The sequence below is a fragment of the Dyadobacter tibetensis Y620-1 genome (assembly GCF_000566685.1).
Classification (GTDB): domain Bacteria; phylum Bacteroidota; class Bacteroidia; order Cytophagales; family Spirosomataceae; genus Dyadobacter; species Dyadobacter tibetensis.
This window is the reverse complement of record NZ_AZQN01000002.1, coordinates 296,471-321,598: the sequence shown is the minus strand read 5'-3', so window position 1 is coordinate 321,598 and position 25,128 is coordinate 296,471. Positions and strand designations below refer to the sequence as shown.

The window sequence follows — 25,128 nt, the reverse complement described above, 5'->3', positions numbered from 1 at the left end:
CCTAGTATGCTACTGTTGTCTATGAAAGCATGATTATTAATTGTTTGAATAATGCAATAATTCGCAAGAAAGACGAAGATAATCGAAAGCCGCAAGTCACAAATCAGTCCATTGGTAGGATAAATAAAGACCCGGGGTAAACCCATTCATAGGAAAGCATCCCCTGATTCGACTGATATTTATTCAAGAAAAAAAATAAAAATAGGAGGGGTATATTTGTATTTCTTCGTCATAATGGTACAAAATTACTTTTTAATTTAACCAAATCGTCAAATGAAAAGAAGCTTTACAAAAGTAAAGATGGTCTTGTGCGGAGGGGTATTGACAGCTATGTTAATAGTACCTGGTTTCGCTCGAGCTGCTACTTTCGAAAACAGAGTGGTTACAGCTGGTTTTAATGTCATGTCCGAACAGACAATAACAGGAACGGTTGTAAGCGTTGAAGACGGCACTGGAATTCCAGGTGTTAGCGTCATGGTGAAGAATACCAATATTGGTACTATTACTGACGTAGATGGTAAGTATAGTATCAATGTAGCCGATGGGAATGCGGTATTGGTTTTTTCTTCAGTGGGTTTCATTACTCAAGAAGTGGCCGTAGGTAATAAAACTGGTATTAATATCAAGTTGGCTATTGACCAGAAAACCCTGGGAGAGGTGGTGGTAGTAGGATATGGTACCCAGAAAAAGAGCCAGTTGACTGGTGCTATTTCTTCGGTAAATTCTAAAGAAATTGCAGAGCTGCCCATCACCAATGGTAGCCAGGCTCTTCAAGGGCGTGCTGCGGGTGTGGATGTTACCCAGGCAGGAAGTAAGCCGGGATCGTCTCCTCAAATTCGTATCCGTGGTCGCCGGTCTTTCAATGCGAGTAATGATCCATTATTCGTGGTAGATGGCATTCCGTTGGCGGGTAATATCGATGATATCAACCCCAACGATATCGCCTCTATGGAAGTGTTAAAGGATGCATCGTCAACTGCCATTTATGGTTCCAGAGGAGCCAATGGTGTCGTAATTATTACCACCAAACGTGGTACACCAGGCAAAACTACTGTGAGCCTTGATACTTATATGGGTGTCAACCAGTCATTGGGACGGATTGATGTGATGAATGGGGAAGAATTTGCTGAATATAAGAGGGAGTCACGTCGTACAGGGGGGCACTATCCCGATGGACCTGCAACGGATGAGGCCGATGCAAAGATATTTGAACCAGTAGAGTTGGAGTCCATACGCCTGGGACGGAGTACTGACTATCCCAAAATGTTGTTGCGTACGGGTGCCATACAGAGCCACCAGGTGGCGGTATCTGGAGGAACGGAGAAAACGCAGTTTAATATTTCGGCCAACTTCTTCAAGGACAAAGGGGTCGTGAAAAACCAGGATTTCAACAGGAACACCTTCCGTGTTAATCTGGATCATAAGATTAATGATCGCGTGCGGATTGGTACTTCTACCCTTGGGGTGTATAGCCTTAGAAATGGAGAAAATTTCAATCCACTAGGAGGCGCACTTGCCGAAAACCCATTGGGTAAACCCTACGACGACGAAGGCAATCTTATCTTCCTTCCTACTCAGGATGGTTTGAGGACCAATCCGCTTGCCGAAATCGTACCAGGAGCGGTTATAGATGAGCGGAAAACCTACCGCATATTCAACAGTCTTTATACTGAAGTTCAGATTTTGGATGGTTTGAAATATCGTTTCAATTTCGGTCCCGATTTCGTAATCGATCGTTATGGACGTTTCTTTGGAAGCGAAACCAATGCCCGACGGGGAGCACCAGCATCGGGTAGTACCGCAAGTAAATATAAGTTCAATTATACCGTAGAGAATATTTTAACTTATTCGAAGCAATTTAATAACATTCATAACCTGAATGTTACCTTATTGCAGTCGTATCAGAAAGATAATGAAGAAATTTCCGGAATATCTGTAACGGGTATCCCTGCTGAAGCCCAGCAGTTTTATAATCTGGGTGCTGCCAGCCAGGTAAACTCGGTAGGGACCAACCTCGAGCAGTGGGCATTACTTTCGTATATGGCTCGTGTGAATTACGACTTTAAGGAGAAATATCTGATTACTGCTACCATGCGTGCAGATGGTTCTTCTCGCTTTGGAACCAATAATAAATTTGGTTACTTCCCTTCACTGGCGCTTGGATGGAATATCTCTTCTGAGAACTTCATGAAAGATCTTCGTTTCCTTGATATGATGAAGCTACGTCTTAGTTATGGTCAGACGGGAAACCAGGCTATCGATCCTTATCAAACACAGCCTTTGTTAGGCCGTACTTCTTATGCCTGGGATAACACTGCCGCCTTCGGGTACCGCCCAGGTTCAATCGGTAATCCCGATTTACGTTGGGAGTCTTCGGCAACAGCCAATGCGGGTCTCGACTTTAGCTTCTTGAATGGTAGGATCTCTGGTGCATTTGAATACTATGTAACCCGCACCACTGATTTGCTAGCCCCACAACCGCTGCCTAATTCGACTGGTTTTGGAGGATTTACCACCAATATCGGAGAAACTGAAAATACAGGTATCGAATTATCCCTTTCTACCATCAATATAGATAAGGGCGGATTCCGGTGGAGCACCGATATCATGTTTAACAGGAATAAGGAACGTATTATCTCTTTGGCCAATGGCAAGGTGGATGATGTGGCCGCAGGACGTTTCATTGGAGAACCCTTATCGGTAATTTTTGATTACAAAAAAATTGGTATCTGGCAATTGGATGAAGTTGACGAGGCGACAAAATACCAGAGCAAAGTGGGTGAAATAAAAATCGAGGATCTCAATAACGATGGATTAATCAATGCAGATGACCGCCAAATCCTCGGATCCGCAGTGCCTAAGTTCGTGACTGGTATTACTAACCGTTTCTCATATAAAGGCATTGATTTGAGCTTCTTTATTTTTGCCCGTGCTGGTCAGCAGATTGTTAGTAGCTTCCACCAGGGAAATAACTCCTTAGCGGGCCGTTATAATAACCTGGATATCGATTATTGGACGCCAGAAAATAAAACCAACGAATTCCCTCGTCCCAATGAGAACCAGGAATCTCCACGCTACAGCTCTACTTTAAGATATTTTGATGGATCATTTATCAAGATTCGGAACATCAATGTAGGTTATAATTTACCGAGCTCTATTACCGAGAAGTTGAAAATGCAGAGTCTTCGTGTTTTCTCCAGCATTCAACAGCCTAAAATCTGGTCTAAATACCGCAGCAAGTATAAGGGTATAGATCCGGAAGTGGAGCTGGATAGTGGTAGAAGTAATGAGAATAGAGGCATAGGATCGGATTTGTCGCCTGCCACCACCGTCATTACTTTCGGTATCAATGCCAAGTTTTAAGTAGTTCGAGACATTAGAAAATATTGATTATTATGAATATAAATTATAGAAAAAACCGTTACCGGTTTTTGAAAATAGGGATACTAAGTGCCGTATTAATGTTCGGCCAATCGTGTAGCGTAAGCGTTTTGGACGAAGAGGTTGTGTCAGGAATTGGCAATAACTATATGAATACGGCCAAGGGCTTCAACGATGGAGTAAACGCCGTTTATTCTACCCTCCGTGACTGGTATGGTACCGAAAGAGGTAATAACTTTACCATATTCGGAACGGATACCTATCAGAATGGAGCCGATGGTAGCCATAAGTTTATCAATACTTATGATGGTGGTTTCGATGCCAGGTCCGCTCATGCCCGGGAAGTTTGGGATATGCTCTATATTGGGATCAACACGGCCAATGCGGTAATTGAACGGGCTCCTAATGTAACGGGCATAACGGAGGCCATTAAAAAGCAAAGAGTAGCCGAAACTAAGGCTCTCCGGGCGCATTTCTATTTTATATTAACCCAAACCTATGGTGGGGTAGATCTTCGTTTGAAAGAGACTTTGGCTCCCACAAAAGTCGCTACTAGGGCCTCTATCGCTGAAATGTATGCTGCTATTATCAAGGATTTGGAAGAATCACTTCCCGATCTGGAAGATAAGGCGCGTTCGTCAGACTATGGACGTATTACTAAAGCCGTGGCCGAAAATATGCTATCGATAGTATACCTGACCAAAGCTACTTCGGAAGCAAAGGCTGCCGATGACTATGTGAAAGCAGAAACTTATGCCAAAAATGTGATTAATAATTATGGCATCAAATTATTGGCTGACTTTGCCGATGTCCATAAGCAAGGGAATGAGAAAAATGAAGAAGTTATTTTTAGTGTGCAATACACTGCCGATCCACTTACGAACGGGGGCGGAAATAACACCCATGTCTTTTTCCTGATGGAATATGATGTACTGCCTGGAATGCAACGTGATGTAGTAAATGGCCGTCCTTTCAAACGATATCGTCCTACTGAGTTTACGCTAAATCAGGTGTTTGTAAACCGCCAAGTGGACAGCCGCTATTATAAGACTTTTAAAGACGTGTACTATTCCAACAAGCCAGGAAAGTATCCAACCACCTTTGATAAGTCCAAGGCAGAGGTAACCTTTGCCGTTGGCGATACGGCAATCTACGATCCAGGTTACGAAATGCCGGTAGCAGAACGTGCTAAAAAACCCTATCAGGTATTGGTTCCAAGTGCCTATTCAGAGCGTGTTTTCCCTGCCCTGCGCAAGCATTTGGATGGTGCACGTAATGACCGTACTCAGTTTGAAGGTACCCGCGACTATATCGTGTATCGTTTGGCAGAGACCTATCTAGTATTGGCAGAAGCACAGCTTAAGCAAGGAAAAACTGCTGAAGCTTTAGCTAATGTAAATATTGTAAGACGTCGTGCCGCATGGGCTGGCAAGGCTGCTGAAATGGAAGTGAAAGCTGCGGACTTTAATATGGAGTTTTTGATGAAAGAACGTGAGCGCGAATTGCTGGGTGAGCAAAAGCGTTGGTTTGATCTAAAACGTTGGGGATTATTGGTGGAACGTGTGAAATTGCATAACCCACAAGCGGCACCCAATATCAAGGACTTTCATGTATTGCGTCCCATTCCTCAGAACCAGATAGACCGGGTTGAAGGTGGACAAAGTGCATTCCCACAGAATACTGGGTATTAGCATTTAGTATTTGAATTTGCAAGGCCGGGGAACCATAGCAATGGTCTCCCCGGCCTTTTTTGGCTTCTCAATCAACAGTTTAACAAGGCAAGGACTGTAATGTTCTGTAATGAAAACAACTGAATGTATTCAATTTGAACGTTACCAAGCAATGAAATTATCATGAGATTAGAGAAATACATCAGTAGATTGCCCAAGCCGTGGGTGTTCCTATTGGTTCTGGTTTTTTTGTCAAACCATATTTGTCAAGCCAGAATTCGCCTTCCCCGACTAATTAGTGATGGAGCGATTATGCAGCAGGGAGTCCCATTGAAAATATGGGGCTGGGCTTCTTCCGGGGAGGAGGTAGCGCTTGACTTTAAAGGGGGGCAATACAAGGTCACAGCAAACGAAACAGGGATGTGGTCGATGATGCTCCCTGCCCAAGAGGCGGGAGGTCCCTTCACTATGACTTTTATCGGATCCAATCAGATTAAGCTTAATAATATTCTTTTCGGAGAGGTATGGCTTTGCTCGGGGCAGTCCAATATGGAGCTAACCATGGAAAGACTTCAGGACCGCTTTCCCAAGGAGATAAGTGACTCGGAAAACCCTATGATTCGTCAATTTTTAGTGCCCGATCAATATGATTTTAACAATCCAAGACAGGACCTTTCGGAAGGTGAATGGAAGCCAGTCAATTCCAAAAATATATTCGAATTTTCCGGTGTTGCTTATTTTTTTGCAAAGGAATTCTATCGAAAAAATAAAATCCCTGTAGGTATTATTAATGCCGCAATGGGTGGATCGCCCGTGGAGGCCTGGATGAGCGAGGAGGCGCTGACCGCATTCCCAGACGCTCTTAGCGAGATGCATGCTTTTAAAGATTCGACACATATTCAGCAAATAGAAAGGGCTGATAATATTCGCAGAGACGCCTGGTTTGAAAATCTGCGAAATACCGATTTGGGACAAATAGCAGGTGCTGAATGGTACAGAAACGATGTGGACGATTCCAGGTGGAAAGAGATGACTATGCCGGATTATTGGGCCAATCAGGGGCTGGGTGAGATTCAAGGAGCTGTTTGGTTTCGCAAGACAGTTATGGTTACTGAAGCCATGCTTGGCCAGTCGGCTAAACTATGGCTGGGTAGGATGGTAGATCAGAATGAAGTATATGTGAATGGTGTTTTTGTCGGTGGCATTGGCTATCAATATCCTCCGAGCAAATTTGTAGTTCCAGCACATCTGCTCAAAACGGGGGCGAATACCATTACAGTACGTGTAATAAATCAGCAGGGTAAAGGTGGATTCATTAAGGACAAACCCTATTTCCTGGCGACTCCGGGAGATACCATCGATCTGAAAGGTAATTGGAAATTTAAGTTGGGCGCCAAAATGTTACCATTGGAGGGGCCAACCTTTGTACGTTGGAAGCCCGGTGGTCTTTATAATGCCATGGTGTCTCCATTACTGAATTATAGAATCAAAGGAGTTTTGTGGTTTCAGGGTGAGTCCAATACTGCACAGCCACAATTATATTACCAGCGTTTCCCGGCTCTTATAGCAGACTGGAGGGCGAAATGGGGGACAGGAGATTTTCCATTTCTTTATGTTCAATTGGCCAATTATATGGAACCATCTCCAGAGCCGGTTGAGAGTAAATGGGCTGAACTACGTCAAGCGCAGCTTAATACTTTGTCTGTGCCAAATACAGGTATGGTTGTTTCCATTGACCTTGGAGAATGGAACGATATCCATCCCGAAAATAAGAAAGCGGTAGGGGAGCGCTTGGAAGAAGTAGCTGAGGTAGTGGCGTATCACCGACCAGGATCCAGGAGCCCGGTTCCTGGAAAATACAATTTTACAAAAAAATATGTGGATATATGGTTTAGACTTGCCCCAGAGGGTATTCAGGTAACTTCAGGCAAGGAGATTAAATATTTTGAACTCTCCAGCAATGGTATCGACTTCGTTGCCGCGAAGGCAGTAATCAAAGGAAATAAGGTACGTGTTTGGTCAGCAGAAATTACCAAGCCTACCGTACTTCGTTATGCCTGGTCGAATAATCCTGAAAACGTTAACTTTTATGGGAAGAATGAGTTGCCTGTCAGTCCCTTCGAAATTAAAGACGATAAAAAATGAGCTAGGGATCGGTTAAATTAAATATCTAGCCCTGGTGTAATAGACAGAAATCTAGACAAGTAGGCAGTTAAGGTCTTTATTGATATGCAATCGATTGAACATCGCAATAATCTGACTAGAGACAAGGGTGTCACGTATTGAAAACAATCTCAGCAGCCAGGGCGGATAATAGATTCAGATCAATTGTAAATCATTTTAGGTTAAATTGTCGTATAAAATGATTCCACGGTTACTTTAATTAATATAAAAATTATCTTAGTCCTATTCCAGCCTGTAAGGGTATACCATCAGAGATGTCGTTATATGGATATAGACAGAGTCTGAAAACTTAATAAATACCAAAATTATAACAAATACCGGGAATGAAAATGAAACATTTTGCCTTGTCATTGATCCTTTGTTTGGGCGTGCCAGGAATGCTGTTGGCACAAAAGACAGAAAAAGGATGGCAGTCGTTATTCAATGGGAAGGATCTTACGGGGTGGAAACAGCTCAATGGTAAGGCCAAATATGAGGTAGTGAATGGAGTGATTGTGGGGACTTCGGTAACGGGTACTCCTAATTCTTTTCTTACGACAGAAAAGGATTATGGGGACTTTATATTCGAATGTGAATTAATGGTCGATAACAAACTTAATTCTGGTATACAATTCAGAAGTTTATCCAAACCCGACTATAATGATGGTCGTGTGCATGGCTATCAAATGGAGATTGACCCTTCGGACCGTGGCTGGGCTGGGGGAATATACGACGAAGCCAGGAGAGGGTGGTTGTATCCAGGGGACTTAAATCCGGAGGGTAAAAAGGCTTTTAAGAAAGGTCAGTGGAACCACTACCGTATTGAGGCGATTGGCCCCGATATTCGTACTTTCGTTAATGGGATTCCTGTAGCACATATTATCGACGACCTCACCTTAAAAGGCTTTATTTGTCTCCAGGTTCATGGCATCGGGCAGGATAAGGATCGGGAAGGTACTCAGGTAAAATGGAAGAATATTCGTATTAAAACTGCGGATCTTAAGCCCACAGCTCCATCCAACATCCGAATTGAGAACTTTTTGGCCAATAATCTTTCTGTTGCCGAAAGAAATTTAGGCTGGTCTTCACTCTTCGATGGGAAGACCATGGATCATTGGACTGGATTTAATAGCCAGAACATCCCTGCATCACGATGGAAAGTTGAAGACGGCACCATAACAATAATGAAGCAAGGGCAGGGAGATAAAACTAATGATTTGGCCACAAAGTCCAAATTCGGTCCTGTGTTTGAATTCCAATTCGAGTTTAAGTTAACCGAAGGGGCCAATAGTGGTGTTAAGTACTTCGTGCCTGAGGCCACCAACCCCGAAACCCATGGTGCACTTAGTCTGGAATATCAGGTTCTGGACGATGACAAACACCCGGATGCGAAGATGGGAGCAGTGGGCAATAGAACGCTGGCATCTCTTTATGATTTGATACCTGCAGAAAAGCCTAAAAATTCTGTTCACAAAATAGGCGAGTGGAATAAAGGTCGTATTGTGGCCATGGCCGACGGTACTGTTCAGCATTTTTTGAATGGTCAGAGAGTGGTAGAATATGAGCGTGGTTCGGCTATTTATAAGGCATTGATCGCCCGTTCGAAATATGCGAAATATGATGGGTTTGGCCTGGAAAAAAGTGGGTACCTCGTTTTGCAGGATCACCATGATCTGGTTCATTTTAGGAGCTTGAAAGTGAAAGAGAGTAAATAAGAACTAACCGTTAATACTACTGTTTTTTAATAAATAATTTGAATTATGTCCAACAGAAGAGATTTTATAAAGAGTGCTGCCTTGGCAACGGCTGGGGTAGCGCTTGGATCCAACGCATTTAGTGCATCCAGTTATCGTCGCATACTCGGTGCCAATGATCGGGTAAGAGTAGGGATTATCGGATTTTCCGATCGTTTCAAAAGCTCCTTGGCACCCAGTTTTGGAGACCATGCCAAGAAAATGAACTTTGAGTTTATGGGAGTTTCTGACATTTGGAGCCGCCGCCGCAATGAAGCAGCCCAATATATGAAGGATAAGAGCTATGCGTCCAAAGACTTTGTTCAGGCAAAAAATAATGACGAATTGCTAGGTCGTAAGGATGTGGATGCTGTCATTATCAGCACTGCCGACTTTCAACATGCCCTGATGTGCGCTGAGGCCGTGAAGTCGGGACGAGATGTATATGTGGAAAAACCCTTCGCCGAATCACTAGCAGATGGTAAGGCGGCGATCAAAGCGGTGGAAGCCTCCAAGCAAATCGTACAGGTAGGGTCGCAGCGCCGGAGTGCACCTAATTACCATGCTGCCAACGAATTTATTAACTCGGGTAAGTTTGGCGATATTACCACTGTGGAGATGACCTGGAATGTAAACCAACCCGGACGCTGGAGACGTCCTGAGCTCGTTTCCCAGATACGTCAGGAAGATACTGACTGGGATCGTTTCCTGATGAACCGTCCAAAGGTAGCGTGGAACCCTCGGTATTATCTGGAGTATCGTCTTTTCTATCCTTATTCTTCCGGAATTCCCGGACAGTGGATGGCCCACCAGATTGATACGGTTCACTGGTTCTCTGGACTGGATGCTCCAAGAAGTGTAGTGGCCAATGGAGGCGTTTATACCTGGAAAGATGGTCGTACCAATGCCGACACCTTTTCTGCTGCATTCGATTATGGTCCCTTCGACCAGAAAGACAAGGGCTTCCAGGTAATTTACTCTTCACGATTTAATAATTCTGCGGGAGGAGTTAAGGAGTATTACTACTCCAATGCCGGTATGATCAATCTGGATACCAATGAAATTACTCCTGAGGGGGGATTAAGATCCAGGGAGGCCCAGGCTATGGGAATGAAAGAAAACCTACTGCCTAAAATGTCTCTTTCTGCAGCCGCAAAAATTGAAACGGATGCCAACACTGGTTCCGATCCGATGACGTCATTGCATATGCAAAACTGGATGGAGTGTATCCGAAGCAGAAAAGAAACCAATGCCCCGGCGCGGGTAGGTTTCAACCATTCTGTGGCGAATATAATGGCTACTACAGCCCTACATACAGGGAAAAAGGTTACCTGGGATCCAAAGAAAAAGGAAATTATTGCCAGCTAAGCATTTCCTGAGCGCCACAGACATGACGGCAAGTACTGACTCAAGGGTACTTGCCGTCCTTGTCTCGGAGGCTGCAGATCCCCAATTTTCTTATCATAAATTTCTTTGTCGTGAATATAGTATCAAAAAATACAGTAGCTGCCTCTCTGGCTATGCTGCTGAGCACCAGTGCTGCCATGGCGCAAAAAGTGGAATTCAATAAGAAGGACAGTGAAAAAAAAGTTGAAGTACTGGTAGATGGGAAGCTCTTTACCAATTACTTCTATCCTGGAGAAGAGGTATTAAAGAAGGCCGTTTTGTATCCAGTTTACAGTCCGCAGGGTACCATAGTAACCAGGGGCTGGCCATTGGATCCTCGTCCTGGTGAACGTGTTGACCATCCACACCATGTTGGCGTTTGGCTTAATTATGAGGACGTCAACGGCAATGATTACTGGAATAACTCCGATGCCGTAGACCATGCCAAAAGAGCTTATGGAACCATAAGGCATACCGGTATCAAATCTATGAAAGCCGGAAAAGGAAAAGGGGAGTTGGTAGTTACTGCCGACTGGGTAGATAAAGATGGCAAGTTGACCCTCCAGGAGGTGTCTACCTATACCTTCAGTGGATCTGGAAATCAACGGATAATGGATAGGTCCACCAAGCTAACAGCCGTAAATGGAGACGTAGCGCTGCCTGATATCAAAGACGGGATGTTTGCTATTCGAGTAGCCAGAGAATTGGAACTGCCTTCGACCAAGCCTGAAATATTTACCGACGCATCCGGTATCGCCACCAAGGTGCCCAGTTTAAACAACGAAGGTATTACGGGTAACTATCGCAATAGTGAGGGTGTGGAAGGAGAAGAAGTTTGGGGTAAAAGGGCGGTATGGTGCAATCTGACCGGAAAAATTAAGGATGAAAAAATCAGTGTCGCAATCATCGATCACCCTAAAAATGTGGGCTATCCAGCCTATTTTCATGCGCGGGGGTATGGTTTGTTTGCCATCAACCCATTGGGCCAAAAGCAGTTAAGTGGTGGTAAAGAAACGTTGAATTATTCCTTAAAGAACGGTCAGTCTACTACCTTTAGATACAGAATGGTAGTTGCCTCAGAGCACCTTTCCGACGAAGCGCTAAACTCAGAAGCAGCCAAATTTGCAAAGACCAAGTAATACAAGTAATATTTAATACCTCCAGAAGAGTCAGTAGCAGGCTATTATGCTTCACTGACTCTTTTTTGGTGATAGGCCTTTATACAAACCTCTTCATGCTTAGCATTTGGCCCAAATGCAAGGCCTCATGATAGTTGTTAAATTGAATAGCCTCGGGAAGTGAAGTCATGGTAAATCCGGTACTCGTAGTCAGGGAGCTATAGGTCACAAATCGATCTCGGCCTAAGTCTTCTTCCATCCATGCCAGGGACTGTAGAAGGTAAGTTCTGATAGCTGCTATATCATTAAGCGAAACTGTAGATTCAGGTTTGCTGCCCATTTTATAGGCCTTAATGAACTCCCTGGAAACGTAAGGTGGTAAACCGGAGGCCTTATAAATTAGAAGCTGATGTACGGCAATAATATGAGCAAAATTCCAAATGAGATTATTATTAAATCCAGCAGGTATGTGGTTTAACTGGTCGTGGTCAAAAGATTCGAAAAGGTTTAATAATAGATTCCTATTTTGCTTCCAGATATTTAAAGCAGATTGCATAAAATTGAGTTTTGTTGACTAATACCTCAATATAAACATTCAGTGCTGAAGCTTCAAAATATTTTGCCTTATAATGTTTGCCAACCATTCCGTAATTGCCCCTTCTTTTTGTCTTATTTGACCCTTCATCGATTCCTCGGCGCAAGGTATTTTTGGGTATTGAAAGTTGTTTAATCATTTAAACTTAATCCAGATGTCATTTCAGAGCTATTTAGAAAATATTGAAGCAAAAACCGGGAAATCTCCCTTAGATTTTCAAAGGTTGTCCCAGGAAAGGGGATTTACCGAGAATGGACAAATTAGGGAAGGAATTAAGGCCACCCAGATCACAAATTGGCTTAAGGAGGAATTTGGGCTAGGGCATGGCCATGCTATGTCTATATATGCCTATCTGAAAGGAAAACGAGAGTAGGTAATTCGACCCTGGTTTTGCAAGAAATTGTATAGATGGAAGCCTGCCGACCGTTGACCTGCTTACTAGGAAGTTCAATATTAGAATTTTAATGCATTTCTGGCATGCCATGGCCAGATTGCCATTTCAAAAGGTTAAGTTTGTAGGAAGACAATAATATATCTGTCAATAAGCTTTATTGAAAGTCTAGTACTGGAATGAAAGAAGTCCAAAAATACATTGCTATTCTAAGGGGCGTCAATGTCAGTGGCAAGAATTTGATTAAAATGTCCGCATTGACGGAATTGCTATTCCAGGAGGGGTTCGGGGAGGTAAAGTCTTATATCCAGAGTGGCAATTTATGCTTCTCTGCTGCCAGGCAGAACCTCCCAGATTTGCAGCGGAACCTTTCCGAAATCATATATCGTCAATTTGGGTTACTTGTTCCGGTTATCGTGCTGACTGCAGCAGACCTCCTTAGGGTTCAGCAGCAGAATCCGTTTCTAAAAGAAGCAGATGTCAATATTAAAGATCTTTATCTGACTTTTCTGACAAAAATTCCCACGGATCTCGAACGGGAATCATTGGAACATCCAGGAAACGTTCCTGACACTTATTATATCATTAATAATTTAGTCTTTCTGAAGATGTCCCAGGGATATGGGAAAACAAAATTTAATAATACCTTTTTCGAGAAAAAACTTAACACAAGTGCAACAACACGAAATTGGAAAACAGTGTTAAAGCTCTTAGAAATGGTAGGTGCCCAATAGTATTTAATTATTTTAAAGTATTTATGAATCAATCATCACGTCGGAAATTTTTACAAAAAGCAGGTTTGGCCTCTCTTGCAGTGGCATCTCCGAATTTAGCAGAGCCCGAAAAGAATAAGGAGCTTTTTATACACCATGTCTTATTTTATTTGAAAGACAAAAATAATGCTCAGGACGCAGCCAAATTACTGGAAGGGCTCCATAAGTTAGCGAAAGTTAAGTCCATTCAATACGTGCATATCGGTACCCCGGCGTCCACAGATCGTTCGGTAATTGTTCGCGATTATTCCTTTTCGTGGATGTGCTTTTTTAAAAATATTATTGAGCAGGAAATATACCAGACCGATCCAATCCATTTAAAGTTTGTGGAAGATTACAGTCATTTATGGGAAAAGGTTGTGATTTATGATTCTGTAGGCCCTAAGAAGATTGGGTAAAGATCAAAGCGGCCAGAGTACACATACCCGAGCCGCTTTGATTAAACTTTGTTTATCTTAGTCTTCAATTAATACGCCCATTTTTCCTATACGGTAGTCACGATAGGCTTCCATTATTTCAGTTTCATTATTCAATACAAAAGGGCCTTGGGCGACCATAGACTCCTTTATAGGTGTTCCGCTCATCAACAAGGCTTTGCTATCTTCTTCAAGCTTTAATTCTATATGTTCCCCATCCTGAGCGAATACCACCATATGATGCTTTTCAATAACCTGGTTCCCTAATCGGATTTTCCCATCCAGGATATACAGGAAAGTGTGGTGATGGTCAGGAATATCCAATGCAAGAGTCGAACCCTTTTGACCTCTGATCATTGCTGAGTTAATGTCCGTATAAGTAGGCACCGGTCCTTTCAGACTTTTAAGCTCCCCAGACACAACGGCCATTTCTATTTGCTCCCCTTGGTAGGTAGGTAATTGCTCCTTGTTAAATGGATAGTAAGTGGGTTGATCCATTTTATTTTTGGCGGGAACATTCACCCACATCTGTATGATTTCTTGCGTGCCTGCCATAGCAGGACGCTCGCTATGAACAATCCCCATGCCGGCATTCATCCATTGGACACCTCCACTATATACCGATTGTTTATTGCCTCTGCTATCACGGTGCTCCACACCTCCTTCAAAAACGAATGTTACTGGAGCAAAACCACGATGTGGATGAGGATCTACACCCTGATGTTTTTGGGCATAATCGTCCGTAACCCAGCTCTTGGCATGATGCAATAAAACAAAGGGATCCAGATAATCAATATTTTGAGAAGGGAGGGGTTGTTTTACCCGCAATTTACCCATCGCATGTTCATTTGCATAAACTACTTTTTCAATACCTTTGATTTTCATAGTCTTGTATGTTTTTAAAAGATATTTGTATCATATCTTCCATACAAAAGTACAAAATAATAGCTATACAATATATAGCAATATACTAAAGGATAGTACTATACGGAGCTATAGTGCTATCCTTTAGATGGCAGTATAGGAGGATCAAAAGGGCACTGAGTATTATAATTTGTTAAGCTAAATTACTCATCTGTTGATTTTACGGGAACCTGAGGCGGGGTTTCATTATACCCTTTTTTGTCGTTCATATTATTAGCCTCTGCCTGATCTTCTGCTTCTTCCAGATTCTCATCAAGTGGCAGGTCGGTATCATCTTCGTGTTTTTCCGGATTAGGCAGATTCATGGTCGAGGGAGTGCCTCCGGCAATATTTTCTTTATTTTTGTCCGTATCCATTATGTTCGTATTTTGATGTAATCCTAACCAGTGCAATAAGTATACCACCCTTGCAGCGATGCTCTGAACATGGCCGCTACAAAGTGGTCATTATGTTTGCGCGGAATCCATATATTTTTCATCGGATCATATATTTTATCCATTAGTATATAGACCCTCAGCCTGGCTGGTTCAGCCAACCAGATTAAGAATATATTAAATTGACCAAATCGGGGCAAATCTGCTCTTCTGAGGTTATAGCCTAGAATATTTATTTGTATATTGAAGAATAATTAAACTCTAAATAACCAAAAAAATGACCAAGAAAATATTAATGCTCGCTGGAGATTACGTGGAAGATTATGAGGCGATGGTACCATTTCAAGCCTTGCTTTCAGTAGGTTTTGAGGTAGATGCCTGTGCTCCAGATCGCAAGAGCGGAGATACGGTACCCACTGCCATTCATGATTTTGTAGGCGATCAGACCTATCGGGAAACACCAGGGCATCAATTCGCCATTAATATTGACTTCGATAAGGTGAACCCTGCAGATTATGATGGATTATATGTTTGTGGAGGCCGTGCTCCTGAGTATACGCGACTTAATAAGCGTATTATAGAAATTACCCAACATTTTTTTGAAACTAATAAGCCAGTAGCGGCGATTTGTCATGGCATTCAAATTTTAACCACGGCCAGGGTACTGGAAGGGCGTACGCTCACCGCCTATGTAGCGGTAGGTCCTGATATCGAATTGGCTGGAGGAACCTGGAAAAACATTCCAGCCGATCAAGCCATTGTGGACGGAAATCTGGTAACCTCCCCAGCCTGGCCTGGACATCCTGCCATTTTAAAAGAGTTTTATAAATTACTGGGGGTAGAAATCTCCGGTAATTGATTCATAGGCTCCAGTCCCTCGCAGCCCGCTATGGCCTGGAGCCTATTTGCCAAAGGTTTCTTGGGCAGCAAGCACACCATTTCTTAGAAGCAGTGGATGGATGTCAGCGTTTTAAATTATATTTTTCCTTACGCCATTCGTCAGGACCGGTTTTATTGAGCATATTCTGGAGTATCGTATAAATTATATTGCTATGGAAAATCAAGATAAAAAAACTGCCTTGGTCGTTGGTGCAACTGGATTGGTAGGGAGTCAACTCGTTGAATTACTCCTTGCAGAATCCTATTATAGAGAGGTGAGGGTGCTTACCAGAAAATCACTTGGTATCAATAATAAACGACTCATTGAGATACTATTCGATTTTAATGATCCTGATCCCGCTGCCGTCATAGGTGATGATATTTATTGCTGTTTGGGTACTACTATTAAAAAAGCGGGGTCCAAGTCTGCCTTTCGAAAAGTAGATCTAGAGTATCCAATGGAAATCGCTCGACATGCCAAGGCGAATGGGGCAAGCCAATTTTTAATTGTTACGGCAATGGGAGCCGATATAGGCTCTTCTATATTTTATAATCAGGTAAAAGGCGAGGTCGAAAGGAAACTTTCGGACATGCACTTCGACACCTTGCATATATTGAGACCCTCACTACTCTTGGGAGACCGGGAAGATAAGCGAGTTGGAGAGCAGATAGGGACCGTTTTTGCCCGTATATTAAATCCATTCTTATTCGGGCCTTTACGAAAGTACAGGGCCATCGACTCTGGAAAGGTAGCCGCAGCGATGTATCGCTATGGCCGACAGCACCAAAAGGGAATATTTGTACATATGTCGGACGAGTTGATGCAGGATTCCGCATCATAGTCTCACAACGAAGACAAAAAAGCACCTCTCCATCGGAAAGATGCTTTAAGTATTACCCTAAACCTACAAATCTTAAATTAATATTGATTGTGACCCCTATACTGTCCGGCTCGATGATCGCGGTAATTTCTATTCAGACGTTGAGTGTCGGCCATAAGTTTGTGAAGCTGATCTTTCAATATGCGCACTTCCCGATTAGAAAGTCGTCCCCGGTGGCTAAACTTTTGTTCTAAAGCGGCAATTCGCCCATATTCTTGTTTTAAGCGGCTGGCTTCCCGGGTCGTTAAAGTGCGACGATTAATACCCACTTCTATCTGCCGGCGCACATCGCGTTGTAAATGATCGACCTCCTGATTTTTCTTATTATAATTTCTGGAATTGCGATCGGGCCCATAGTCTGGACGGTCATAACGATGGTGGTCCCCATAATCATGGCGATTTGGATATTGTGCATGTACACTACCAAGGCTGAATGCGAAAAGGGCGGCAACTAAGAGGAATTTTTTCATGGCTAATACTGGTTAAGTTCGCTGGTTAGAGGCCAGCAGCCACGAAGTGTTTAAAGTCGCCCTGTTAACGATTGTTAATCCGATGTTTATCTTCTATAGATGATCAATCCCGGCATGATTCTATTTTATTGGTAAACAAGAAGTTATCCTAGTTTTTAGGAGTAATTATTTTTTTTCATCCAAAACACTTTGGATAGCATTTTGTGAGAGCATAAGAATTTCTTCCAGCGATTTTCCAGAGGGTTCAATGACCGGTAGGGCGGTCCAGCTGATGGCTGTGAAGGAGGTAAGCGGAAATAGTCCCTTCGGGTTGAGTTTTCCCGTTCCACAAATAGCCACGGGCACAATCAGGGCATCTGGAGCCTTTTTCAGGAGGGTGGCTACACCGCCCGGCTGAAAAGGCCTCATTTGTGCCGATGCCGTTCGGGTTCCTTCTGGGAAAATCATAGCGGATGATTTTTCCTTGTGAATGAGCGATCCAAGCCTGGCTATTTCCAATAATGCTTGCTTGCCATCTTTACGATTAATGATTGCGGAGCCCCCGTGCCTTAGATTGAAAGAAATGCTTGGTATGCCTTTTGCAAGTTCTATTTTAGAAACAAATCGGGGATGATATTGTCTGAAGTACCAGGTAAGCCCTGAGATGTCGAACATACTTTGGTGATTGGCTACTACGATAATGGGTCGACCAGCGGGAATATTACTCCGATTTTCGAACCGAATGCTGGCACCTGTGAGGTATAATCCGAAATTCAGGAAAAAATTCAGGTAGTCAACCGTCACCTTATGAGCCTGTTTGCCGAAGACATGAAGCGTAAACCATTGAATAGGATGAAAAATTAAAATGGTTAAGCCAAAATGGATCAGGTAGATGATGCTAAGCAGATAGTCGAGAATTTTTTTCATTCCGGGTAATTTTTTTGCAAAAATAAGTGAAATATGCTGGGTTCGTAAATTATAATCGGATTAGAAATGAGAAATGTCATATAAAAACTTACTTTAAATTACCGTACTTTGTACCACTGTAATTCGAAATTAAACAGACTAATTAATGGACACCGCACTTTCAGCCGTACGTCTTGAAGTAATGCAACACGTAGGGAAAGACCTGGACGGTCTTATAGCAGATTACCTAAAACCGATTGATGAGAACTGGCAGCCTTCTGATTTCCTTCCCGACTCAGCTGATGAGAATTTTATGGGAGAGGTAAAGTTGTTGCAGGAAAGTTGCCGCGATCTGCCTTATGACTATATAGCTGTATTGATCGGCGACACGATTACCGAAGAAGCCTTACCTACTTATGAATCTTGGCTATCCGCTGTGATTGGCGTAGATCAGGTAAGCGAGCCCAATGGTTGGATGCGTTGGGTAAGAGCCTGGACCGCTGAGGAGAATCGTCACGGGGACCTTTTGAATAGATACTTATATCTTTCCGGCAGGGTAAATATGCGTGCTATGGAGGTTTCAACGCAATATCTGATTGCTGATGGGTTTGATATTGGTACCGATCGCGATCCGTATCGAAACTTTATCTATACGTCGTTTCAAGAGTTGGCTACCAATGTTTCGCACCGTAGAACGGCTTCATTGGCTAAGAAATTCGGGAACCCTCACTTGTCAAAAATATGTGGTGTAATTGCCGCTGACGAAATGCGTCATGCGAAAGCCTATAAGGCTTTTGTAAGCCGTATTTTAGCCGTAGACCCATCAGAGATGATGATTGCACTGGAAGATATGATGCGCAAGAAAATCGTAATGCCGGCACATTTCCTTCGCGAAACGGGAATGAAGATGGGGAGCACCTTTTCTCATTTCTCCGACGCTGCTCAGCGCCTTGGGGTATATACGACCATCGACTATATTGAGATATTAGAATCGCTACTGGCCGAATGGGAGATTGGTGCAGTAAAAGGACTTAACGAACAAGCAGAAAAAGGAAGAGATTACCTGATGGCTCTTCCTACAAGATTAAGACGCATTGCTGATAGAACTCGTGTACCTGAATTGAGCTACGAGTTTAGCTGGATAAAGTAAGTAATGTACCTCCTCCTTAATAAAGCCATTTCCCGAGGTATGTTAAATGCCTTGAGAAATGGCTTTTGGGCATAGTAAATCCCTACTTAAGTGACGGAGTCAATAAACCTGAATACGAGAAACCACCTATCGGTAGTACCTTGAAGATTCATTCACAGGGTAAAATACTCAATCAGTTTGCATTTTATTAAAGTTTCATTCGGGTAGTGCAACCCTGTTTGATAGGGCTTTGTTATTTTCGAAATCACTGAGATTCTCCAGCGTAATATGCGCTATTTCCTCCAGGGCTTCTTGAGTAAAAAAGCCTAAATGTCCGGTGAGAAGAACATTTGGAAAGGAAATAAGTCTGGCTATTACATCGTCTTGAATAACCGTTTCCCCATGGTCTTTAAAAAACAGGTTGGCCTCTTGTTCGTAAACGTCAATTCCGAGGTATCCAATTTTGCCCTTTTTTAAACCTTCAATCGCCGCCTTCGTATCTATAAGTCCACCCCGGCTTGTGTTGATAATCATAACCCCCGATTTCATTTTATTTATGGACTCAGTGTCGATGATATGTGTAGTTTGAGGAAGGAGGGGGCAGTGAAGGGATATAATCTCACTATGCCGAAATAACTCGTCCAAGGACGTATATTGAACGCCATGGTTTATTAGGTTTTCATTTTTCTGAATGTCATATGCAAGGACCTTACAACCAAAGCCTAGCATGATTTTGCAAAAACTTGCCCCTATGAGGCCAGTTCCCACGACACCGACAGTTTTATTAAATAGGTTAAAGCCTGTCAGATGTTCTATAGAAAAATTGCCCTCTCGAACCCTGTTAAAGGCTCGGTGAGTTTTCCGGTTCAGGGTAAGAATCAGGGCTACGGCGTGTTCGGCCACCGACTCGGGTGAGTAGGCTGGCACTCTAACTACTTCAATATGATACTCACGGGCGGCCTTAAGGTCCACATTATTAAATCCTGCACAACGTAGGGCAATAATTTTTACGCCCAGAACAGACAAATTCTGAATTGTATTCCGATCAACCGTGTCATTCACAAAAACGCAGACCGCCTCAGCTCCTTCGGCCAGGCGAGCAGTTTGTGAATTCAAAGCCACCTCAAAGTAGGTGATTTTGTGGCTTTTTAGATAAATTGATTCGTTGAAGAAAGTCTGGTCGTAAGATTTGGTATTGAAAAATGCGATTTGCATAAATTAATTTCGGTTAAAACCTAAGAATCTAATTTGATGAATCAGGCATCCTGGAATTGGGTCGCGAGATGAGATCCATCACAAAATGGCTTGTTAGCCGACTGGCCGCAACGGCAAAAAGCGGTAACTCCTGCTTTCTCCGATACTTCACCCGATTTGTCTTTAAGATTAATCGTTCCATGAACAAGCAAGGGGCCGTTAGGGAGGATTTCCACCCGGGCATTCTCCGATTGTGAAGTGGATAGTGATGTCGCCTCCTTATCTGGGTTGAGGAAATAACTTAAGGCCCCTGAAGGGCAACGTTTGACCTGCTCCATAATCCTCGTAGTTGGAGCCCCATGGGGTTTAATCCAAGGTTTCTCCGAAGGATTGAAAACCTCTGGTAAACTATCGGAGTTTTGCCAACAAATGCGTGAATGAATGCATAAAGCCGGTTTCCATACAATAGTTACTTCACCGTTGCTATATTCCTTGATAATTTCTGCCATAGCTTTATGGTTTTGATTTTAACATAAGCTAAGCAATTTTTTATTAATAAAAAATATGGTATTACCCGGCACGCTTATCTGAGTAATAATACAGTACCGCTACGAGAAACAGACTCTCCCGATGTTTTTTGCACGGTCAACCACCAGGTATATGGGCCCGCAGGGGCAGGCAGTTCCTTATACAATCCGTTCCATCCCGACTGAGGCGACTTGGTGCGGTAGATAAGCAGGCCCCACCGGTTGTAAATTCTTAGCTCAGTAGGGAAATAAGACCGGGTAAAGTAGGGAAGAAGTATTTCATTTAATCCGTCCCCATTAGGACTAAATGCATCGGGGAGTCCAAAGGATTCTACGTCGCTGATACTTAGGGTGACAGTTTCTTCACTTTTACAACCTTGTGCATCTGTTGCAGTAACCAGGTACGTTTGAGAGTCGGATAAAATAGCAATAGGGCTAGGATCATGAGGGTTATCGAGCCCTGTTGCGGGAGTCCAGAGATATGAAATACTGCTAGGCGGGGTGGAATTACTGACTCTTGCTTGCAATTGAATGGGAATTCCCTCCAGAACCGTTTGACTTTTGGTAACTATTAGTTCAGGACGTGGGACGACGGTAATTTTAACGGTATCCCTAATAATACAGGTCTGACCAGTACTACTGTTAAGGGCCAAGGCCTCCATCAAATATTCAGTCGTTTCCGAGGGACTTGCCGTAGGACTTTGGATATCTATTCGGTCTAGCCCTTCAGCGGGTCTCCAAATAAATCTTGAAGCATTTGTCGTAGTAGTTAACACGATACTTTCTCCTTCACAAATCTGGGCATCAGGAATAGAATGAGCCACATCACTTCCCGGTAAGATATGTACAAGAGTATCTCTAATACATGAATTGGCATCACGAATGCTAATGGTATGTAAACCGGGGGGCAGATTCAAACGATTAGAACTCTGGAAGGGTATCAGCTGAGTGGCATACTGCAGTGGGAGGGCTGCATCGGATACCTGAATAATAGTGGCAGAACCAGATCCGCAACTTCCACTTTCTCTCACAATTTTAATTACCGGGAGCGTAACAACAGGGTTTTTTATATTGTCCAGGGTCGTGCCACAGTCCGGATTTTGTATGGATAGCCTTACCCGCTTCGTTCCTGCCTGCTTCCACTGTACTTCTATAGGGCCCCGTCCTTGTCCCCCTAGAATAGTGGCGCCATCGAAATCCCAGGCCAGGGTGTAAGGCGAATCAGTGGGAAGACTACCGGTATAGGTAATGGTGGCCCGTCCATCCTTACAGCTTGCTCCAGGATTAATGGCAAAATCAGCAGTACTATTGGCGTCAATTAGCGCGCAAATTCCTTGATTAGCCATTTTCACTGCATCTGGATCCAGGTATCGGTTTGAGAAATTTAAATAGGCAAAGCGAGCAGAAGCTACACTGCAACCGCCGATGCTCTGACTGCTAAATAACGATACAGCCTGACCTTTCTCTGCAGTATAATCATCGTTTGTATCTGCTAATGAAATAACCATTTGATTGTCGACATACACTTCAAACTGCTTGGTCTTCGAATTTCTGGTAATGGATATGAGGTAGTACTGGTTCAAATTAAGCGGAAGGCAGGTACTACCCAGGGAAGCATCGAGAGAAAGGCATGCTTGTGTGCTGCCAGGTAAGGTCTTAAGATATAAGGGAGGAACGGATTTGCCATTATTGAAGTGGATTAAAGTCTGTTCCTTAGCCGCCCATGACGTGTTTTTAATGTAGAATTGTATGCTGTATTCATCAGAAATCCAGCCATTTGTATTTCCATAAGTTAAGGAATAGTTCGGTCCTAACTGATATACAGGACGTTGTATATTGCAAGTTACCGTTTCCACAACAAACTCTCCGGGTTTGGTTGTTCCACTGCAGTTCGAACCATTGAGACTGGTGGACAAGGCCTGTCCACAATAGGGGGTGTTTACCAGAAGATTGTTTCTAAAGCCATAGGGGTCTTGCTGGGTTTGAGCCCATAAATGCCCTAAACCAATATAAAAAACAATTAGAACTGTAGATATTATTTTCATCGTAATATTCCCATATAGGATACCCAGTTCGCCCTTATAAAAAGAATGTGGCTCGGTTAAAGGATAAAACTACGACGATTTTTGTAGAAATGGATACTTTCTGTCTCTTCTAAGCTGTAAAATTAGCTAAGCAATTTTTGATAAGTATTTGTTAAAAGCGTTTGATATAGTCATCGAAAGATAAAGGTAAGGAAACAGAGGAAAAATTTCGATGGCCGCTTGGGTGGAGGAGAGTTTATTTGCAGTTCACTTCTTTGAGTCTTATTCCATCGAAACGGAAGGCTATATTATGCTTAAACATCGTACGTCCATTTCGTTCTTCCATAGTGCCATAACCTTCCACAAGCTGCTTGTCCTCTTGGAGAAATATAATTTCTCTGGTAGATTCTTGACCCTCCGACATAAATGTGTACAGGGCTCGAATAGTGTCACCGTGAATCGTACCCAAGACGGAACCATTATTTTGATCTTTTTCATAGAGTTTATATCCCAGACTACCTTTAATACTGTCTCCATAGATTAGCGCATTAAAGAATACTGAATCACGATCCATTATGGATTCATAACAAATATTATAGGTACTGTCTGTCGGCCCGCTATAGGTATCAACAGCTGCGTTTTGAGTAGGATTGAGGTTGCAGGCCATCAGGGAAAAAGGCATTGAGACATATATAACTTTGCTGATTATTTTTCTCATAACTGACGGAGTGATATGGGGAGAAGCCCCAGGTTGCTTAGCCTACCTGGGTCAATATCGATTTTAAACCACTTGAAAAGTAGGCTATGGAACCGCTTTTTTGAATGAATTTACATTGATATTTCTCAGCATACCGGTTCATTTCCTGAGGGACTACACCCGATTGGATTACAAATTGCGTATTGCTAAGTTTGGGGAACTGACGCAAGCGTACCAGGCATTCCCAGCCATACATATCGGTCAAATTCCAATCGATAAATATAAAGTCCGGTACATGGCTGCCTTCTTGGCTTAGATAAAGTTCTGCCTCTTCCCAGTTATAGGCCGTAACACATTTCACATCTAGCTGCGTATCGGAGATGGCCATGGAAAAAATTTCATGATCATCATAATCGTCGTCAATTAATAAACAGGTTATTTCTTCTTTCATAGAAAAATAAATCAAAAAACTATACCAAAGTACGACGAGGTAGAGACTGAATCTATCCTGGATGGGTTGAATAACACTAAAATTTGTCTTCGATGCGTATTCTGATATCAGAATTCTTAAGTATATGCTTGGCGAGCCTTGAGATAGATCATTGTATCACTGCAGTTTCAATGTATAATCTTTTCCTCCCCTTCGCTCTGGCCCTGATGCTTTGGGGAATTTTGAGGACGAAAATAAGTGATGCCTTGCAAAGCTAGGGCAAGAATAGCCACAGTGAAACATCCTTCAGGAGCGTTTATGGCGTTAAAGTCAACTTAATTGCTGCTAATTTAACCCAAGATATGCGCCTAAAATTTGCCACTGTCCCCGGAGAATTGAGCCTGGAGTTAAGTATATGAATAGGCAAAGAGCATTTCCCATTCAGAAAAGAATAAGCTCTGAAGATACTAGCTACACGGGCTAAAGCCATAGATAAATGGAGAATGTATGCCTTCAAATTCGTAATCTCAATACCCAATTTTAACGAAAATGAGTTCCTATTATCAATGAGCCTGTAATGGGTGATTTCAGAGGATGGTACTTGATAAATATCGTATCGCTGGTGATATTTCTCATTCCAAATCGTATGGCTTTGTTATGAGGGAATACCTTAGCGTTTTGGTATTTAAAAGAACGATCTTCGGAGAAAAAAACAATAGCCGTATCACTCAAGGATTCTTCAAAAGTAAAGAATGCAGAACTATCTCTGTTTGTATTATGAACTAAGAATAGTGTGTCGCGGTTAGGGTCCAGTACTTCTCGGTAAACAGCCATTAATGGCTCCGCTGGGGTGAATTTGCTGCAGGAGGCTAAGATAATGCCGAAAGCGAGTACCAAAGTAAGGTTGGCCACCAATTTTATGAAGAAGATACTACGCTGTAATCTTTTTAAACTAACAAATAAGTATTTCATAGATATCTGAAATTTAGCCTTAAATCAACTTCGGTATATTAACTGTAAATGTCTTAAAAATTATGTAACCGAACGATGTTTTTTTGGGAAAATAATTTTAAATATCAATGAACTTG

The 25,128-nt window shown here is 42.7% G+C and carries 23 protein-coding genes; 12 read left to right on the top strand and 11 right to left on the bottom strand.

Going from position 1 to position 25,128, the window contains the following annotated elements:
- Nucleotides 1–402: 402 nt before the first annotated feature.
- From X939_RS0104945 to X939_RS0104920, 6 genes are all read left to right on the top strand, one after another.
- Nucleotides 403–3,363, top strand: a complete 2,961-nt coding sequence (locus X939_RS0104945) for a SusC/RagA family TonB-linked outer membrane protein (protein WP_229236019.1) — start codon at nucleotides 403–405, stop codon at nucleotides 3,361–3,363.
- A 32-nt stretch (nucleotides 3,364–3,395) separates the two neighbouring features.
- Complete coding sequence (locus X939_RS0104940; RefSeq protein ID WP_025762160.1) at nucleotides 3,396–5,072, top strand: RagB/SusD family nutrient uptake outer membrane protein; 1,677 nt, start codon at nucleotides 3,396–3,398, stop codon at nucleotides 5,070–5,072.
- Between the two features lie 162 nt (nucleotides 5,073–5,234).
- Nucleotides 5,235–7,196 (top strand): sialate O-acetylesterase, encoded by a 1,962-nt coding sequence (locus X939_RS0104935; protein ID WP_025762159.1) that lies wholly within the window; start codon nucleotides 5,235–5,237, stop codon nucleotides 7,194–7,196.
- Between the two features lie 362 nt (nucleotides 7,197–7,558).
- A complete protein-coding gene (locus tag X939_RS0104930) occupies nucleotides 7,559–8,929 on the top strand; it encodes a 3-keto-disaccharide hydrolase (protein WP_131694659.1) in 1,371 nt (456 codons plus the stop codon).
- Between the two features lie 45 nt (nucleotides 8,930–8,974).
- Complete coding sequence (locus X939_RS0104925) at nucleotides 8,975–10,315, top strand: Gfo/Idh/MocA family oxidoreductase (protein WP_025762157.1); 1,341 nt, start codon at nucleotides 8,975–8,977, stop codon at nucleotides 10,313–10,315.
- Between the two features lie 152 nt (nucleotides 10,316–10,467).
- Nucleotides 10,468–11,472, top strand: a complete 1,005-nt coding sequence (locus tag X939_RS0104920; protein ID WP_044198616.1) for a DUF6807 domain-containing protein — start codon at nucleotides 10,468–10,470, stop codon at nucleotides 11,470–11,472.
- A gap of 79 nt (nucleotides 11,473–11,551) precedes the next feature.
- On the opposite strand, the gene X939_RS0104915 is transcribed toward X939_RS0104920, so the two are convergent.
- Nucleotides 11,552–12,007, bottom strand: coding sequence for a DinB family protein (locus tag X939_RS0104915; protein WP_025762155.1), 456 nt, complete (start codon nucleotides 12,005–12,007; stop codon nucleotides 11,552–11,554).
- Between the two features lie 193 nt (nucleotides 12,008–12,200).
- Between X939_RS0104915 and X939_RS0104905 the strand changes: the two genes are divergently transcribed.
- The 3 genes from X939_RS0104905 (at nucleotide 12,201) to X939_RS0104895 (ending at nucleotide 13,608) form a co-directional block, all read left to right on the top strand.
- Nucleotides 12,201–12,419, top strand: a complete 219-nt coding sequence (locus X939_RS0104905; RefSeq protein WP_025762153.1) for a DUF4287 domain-containing protein — start codon at nucleotides 12,201–12,203, stop codon at nucleotides 12,417–12,419.
- A 197-nt stretch (nucleotides 12,420–12,616) separates the two neighbouring features.
- Entirely contained in the window at nucleotides 12,617–13,171 is a 555-nt protein-coding gene (locus X939_RS0104900) for a DUF1697 domain-containing protein (RefSeq protein ID WP_025762152.1), read from the top strand.
- 23 nt (nucleotides 13,172–13,194) lie between these two features.
- Nucleotides 13,195–13,608 carry a Dabb family protein gene (locus tag X939_RS0104895; RefSeq protein WP_025762151.1) on the top strand — a complete coding sequence of 138 codons (414 nt, stop codon included), beginning with the start codon at nucleotides 13,195–13,197 and terminating at the stop codon, nucleotides 13,606–13,608.
- Between the two features lie 57 nt (nucleotides 13,609–13,665).
- Here the strand turns inward: X939_RS0104895 and X939_RS0104890 are convergent, their stop codons facing one another.
- Nucleotides 13,666–14,511, bottom strand: coding sequence for a pirin family protein (locus X939_RS0104890; protein ID WP_025762150.1), 846 nt, complete (start codon nucleotides 14,509–14,511; stop codon nucleotides 13,666–13,668).
- Between the two features lie 182 nt (nucleotides 14,512–14,693).
- On the bottom strand, nucleotides 14,694–14,906 hold the full coding sequence (locus X939_RS0104885) for a hypothetical protein (RefSeq protein WP_025762149.1): 213 nt from the start codon (nucleotides 14,904–14,906) through the stop codon (nucleotides 14,694–14,696).
- 295 nt (nucleotides 14,907–15,201) lie between these two features.
- Here X939_RS0104885 and X939_RS0104880 point away from each other — a divergent pair, with 295 nt between their 5' ends.
- The gene (locus X939_RS0104880; RefSeq protein ID WP_025762148.1) at nucleotides 15,202–15,783 is read left to right on the top strand and encodes a DJ-1/PfpI family protein; all 582 of its coding nucleotides are present in this window, start codon (nucleotides 15,202–15,204) and stop codon (nucleotides 15,781–15,783) included.
- A gap of 193 nt (nucleotides 15,784–15,976) precedes the next feature.
- Nucleotides 15,977–16,645, top strand: a complete 669-nt coding sequence (locus tag X939_RS0104875; RefSeq protein WP_025762147.1) for an NAD(P)H-binding protein — start codon at nucleotides 15,977–15,979, stop codon at nucleotides 16,643–16,645.
- 77 nt (nucleotides 16,646–16,722) lie between these two features.
- Here X939_RS0104875 and X939_RS22900 read toward each other — a convergent pair whose 3' ends face one another.
- Entirely contained in the window at nucleotides 16,723–17,154 is a 432-nt protein-coding gene (locus tag X939_RS22900) for a hypothetical protein (protein ID WP_025762146.1), read from the bottom strand.
- Nucleotides 17,155–17,319: 165 nt separating this feature from the next.
- Nucleotides 17,320–18,060 carry a lysophospholipid acyltransferase family protein gene (locus tag X939_RS0104865; RefSeq protein WP_025762145.1) on the bottom strand — a complete coding sequence of 247 codons (741 nt, stop codon included), beginning with the start codon at nucleotides 18,058–18,060 and terminating at the stop codon, nucleotides 17,320–17,322.
- Between the two features lie 145 nt (nucleotides 18,061–18,205).
- On the opposite strand from X939_RS0104865, the gene X939_RS0104860 reads away from it, so the two are divergent.
- Entirely contained in the window at nucleotides 18,206–19,189 is a 984-nt protein-coding gene (locus X939_RS0104860) for an acyl-ACP desaturase (protein WP_025762144.1), read from the top strand.
- A gap of 195 nt (nucleotides 19,190–19,384) precedes the next feature.
- Here X939_RS0104860 and X939_RS0104855 read toward each other — a convergent pair whose 3' ends face one another.
- The 6 genes from X939_RS0104855 to X939_RS0104830 all read right to left on the bottom strand — a co-directional run bounded on the left by X939_RS0104855 (nucleotide 19,385) and on the right by X939_RS0104830 (nucleotide 25,012).
- The gene (locus X939_RS0104855; RefSeq protein ID WP_025762143.1) at nucleotides 19,385–20,383 is read right to left on the bottom strand and encodes a 2-hydroxyacid dehydrogenase; all 999 of its coding nucleotides are present in this window, start codon (nucleotides 20,381–20,383) and stop codon (nucleotides 19,385–19,387) included.
- Nucleotides 20,384–20,424: 41 nt separating this feature from the next.
- The gene (locus tag X939_RS0104850; RefSeq protein ID WP_025762142.1) at nucleotides 20,425–20,871 is read right to left on the bottom strand and encodes a (4Fe-4S)-binding protein; all 447 of its coding nucleotides are present in this window, start codon (nucleotides 20,869–20,871) and stop codon (nucleotides 20,425–20,427) included.
- Between the two features lie 74 nt (nucleotides 20,872–20,945).
- A complete protein-coding gene (locus X939_RS0104845; protein ID WP_025762141.1) occupies nucleotides 20,946–22,934 on the bottom strand; it encodes a T9SS type B sorting domain-containing protein in 1,989 nt (662 codons plus the stop codon).
- 235 nt (nucleotides 22,935–23,169) lie between these two features.
- Nucleotides 23,170–23,631 (bottom strand): hypothetical protein, encoded by a 462-nt coding sequence (locus tag X939_RS0104840; RefSeq protein ID WP_131694660.1) that lies wholly within the window; start codon nucleotides 23,629–23,631, stop codon nucleotides 23,170–23,172.
- Between the two features lie 37 nt (nucleotides 23,632–23,668).
- On the bottom strand, nucleotides 23,669–24,061 hold the full coding sequence (locus X939_RS22895) for a response regulator (RefSeq protein WP_025762139.1): 393 nt from the start codon (nucleotides 24,059–24,061) through the stop codon (nucleotides 23,669–23,671).
- A gap of 519 nt (nucleotides 24,062–24,580) precedes the next feature.
- A complete protein-coding gene (locus X939_RS0104830; RefSeq protein ID WP_025762138.1) occupies nucleotides 24,581–25,012 on the bottom strand; it encodes a hypothetical protein in 432 nt (143 codons plus the stop codon).
- Between the last annotated feature and the right edge of the window lie 116 nt (nucleotides 25,013–25,128).

Coding starts and splice junctions, on each gene's coding strand:
- X939_RS0104885 (WP_025762149.1), bottom strand. CDS start 14,906: ATGGATACGGACAAAAATAAAGAAAATATTGCCGGAGGCACTCCCTCG.
- X939_RS0104840 (WP_131694660.1), bottom strand. CDS start 23,631: ATGAGAAAAATAATCAGCAAAGTTATATATGTCTCAATGCCTTTTTCC.
- X939_RS0104930 (WP_131694659.1), top strand. CDS start 7,559: ATGAAAATGAAACATTTTGCCTTGTCATTGATCCTTTGTTTGGGCGTG.
- X939_RS22895 (WP_025762139.1), bottom strand. CDS start 24,061: ATGAAAGAAGAAATAACCTGTTTATTAATTGACGACGATTATGATGAT.
- X939_RS0104855 (WP_025762143.1), bottom strand. CDS start 20,383: ATGCAAATCGCATTTTTCAATACCAAATCTTACGACCAGACTTTCTTC.
- X939_RS0104865 (WP_025762145.1), bottom strand. CDS start 18,060: ATGAAAAAAATTCTCGACTATCTGCTTAGCATCATCTACCTGATCCAT.
- X939_RS0104935 (WP_025762159.1), top strand. CDS start 5,235: ATGAGATTAGAGAAATACATCAGTAGATTGCCCAAGCCGTGGGTGTTC.
- X939_RS0104920 (WP_044198616.1), top strand. CDS start 10,468: ATGCTGCTGAGCACCAGTGCTGCCATGGCGCAAAAAGTGGAATTCAAT.
- X939_RS0104925 (WP_025762157.1), top strand. CDS start 8,975: ATGTCCAACAGAAGAGATTTTATAAAGAGTGCTGCCTTGGCAACGGCT.
- X939_RS0104905 (WP_025762153.1), top strand. CDS start 12,201: ATGTCATTTCAGAGCTATTTAGAAAATATTGAAGCAAAAACCGGGAAA.
- X939_RS0104900 (WP_025762152.1), top strand. CDS start 12,617: ATGAAAGAAGTCCAAAAATACATTGCTATTCTAAGGGGCGTCAATGTC.
- X939_RS0104895 (WP_025762151.1), top strand. CDS start 13,195: ATGAATCAATCATCACGTCGGAAATTTTTACAAAAAGCAGGTTTGGCC.
- X939_RS0104875 (WP_025762147.1), top strand. CDS start 15,977: ATGGAAAATCAAGATAAAAAAACTGCCTTGGTCGTTGGTGCAACTGGA.
- X939_RS0104880 (WP_025762148.1), top strand. CDS start 15,202: ATGACCAAGAAAATATTAATGCTCGCTGGAGATTACGTGGAAGATTAT.
- X939_RS0104830 (WP_025762138.1), bottom strand. CDS start 25,012: ATGAAATACTTATTTGTTAGTTTAAAAAGATTACAGCGTAGTATCTTC.
- X939_RS0104945 (WP_229236019.1), top strand. CDS start 403: ATGTCCGAACAGACAATAACAGGAACGGTTGTAAGCGTTGAAGACGGC.
- X939_RS0104845 (WP_025762141.1), bottom strand. CDS start 22,934: ATGAAAATAATATCTACAGTTCTAATTGTTTTTTATATTGGTTTAGGG.
- X939_RS0104860 (WP_025762144.1), top strand. CDS start 18,206: ATGGACACCGCACTTTCAGCCGTACGTCTTGAAGTAATGCAACACGTA.
- X939_RS0104940 (WP_025762160.1), top strand. CDS start 3,396: ATGAATATAAATTATAGAAAAAACCGTTACCGGTTTTTGAAAATAGGG.
- X939_RS0104890 (WP_025762150.1), bottom strand. CDS start 14,511: ATGAAAATCAAAGGTATTGAAAAAGTAGTTTATGCAAATGAACATGCG.
- X939_RS22900 (WP_025762146.1), bottom strand. CDS start 17,154: ATGAAAAAATTCCTCTTAGTTGCCGCCCTTTTCGCATTCAGCCTTGGT.
- X939_RS0104850 (WP_025762142.1), bottom strand. CDS start 20,871: ATGGCAGAAATTATCAAGGAATATAGCAACGGTGAAGTAACTATTGTA.
- X939_RS0104915 (WP_025762155.1), bottom strand. CDS start 12,007: ATGCAATCTGCTTTAAATATCTGGAAGCAAAATAGGAATCTATTATTA.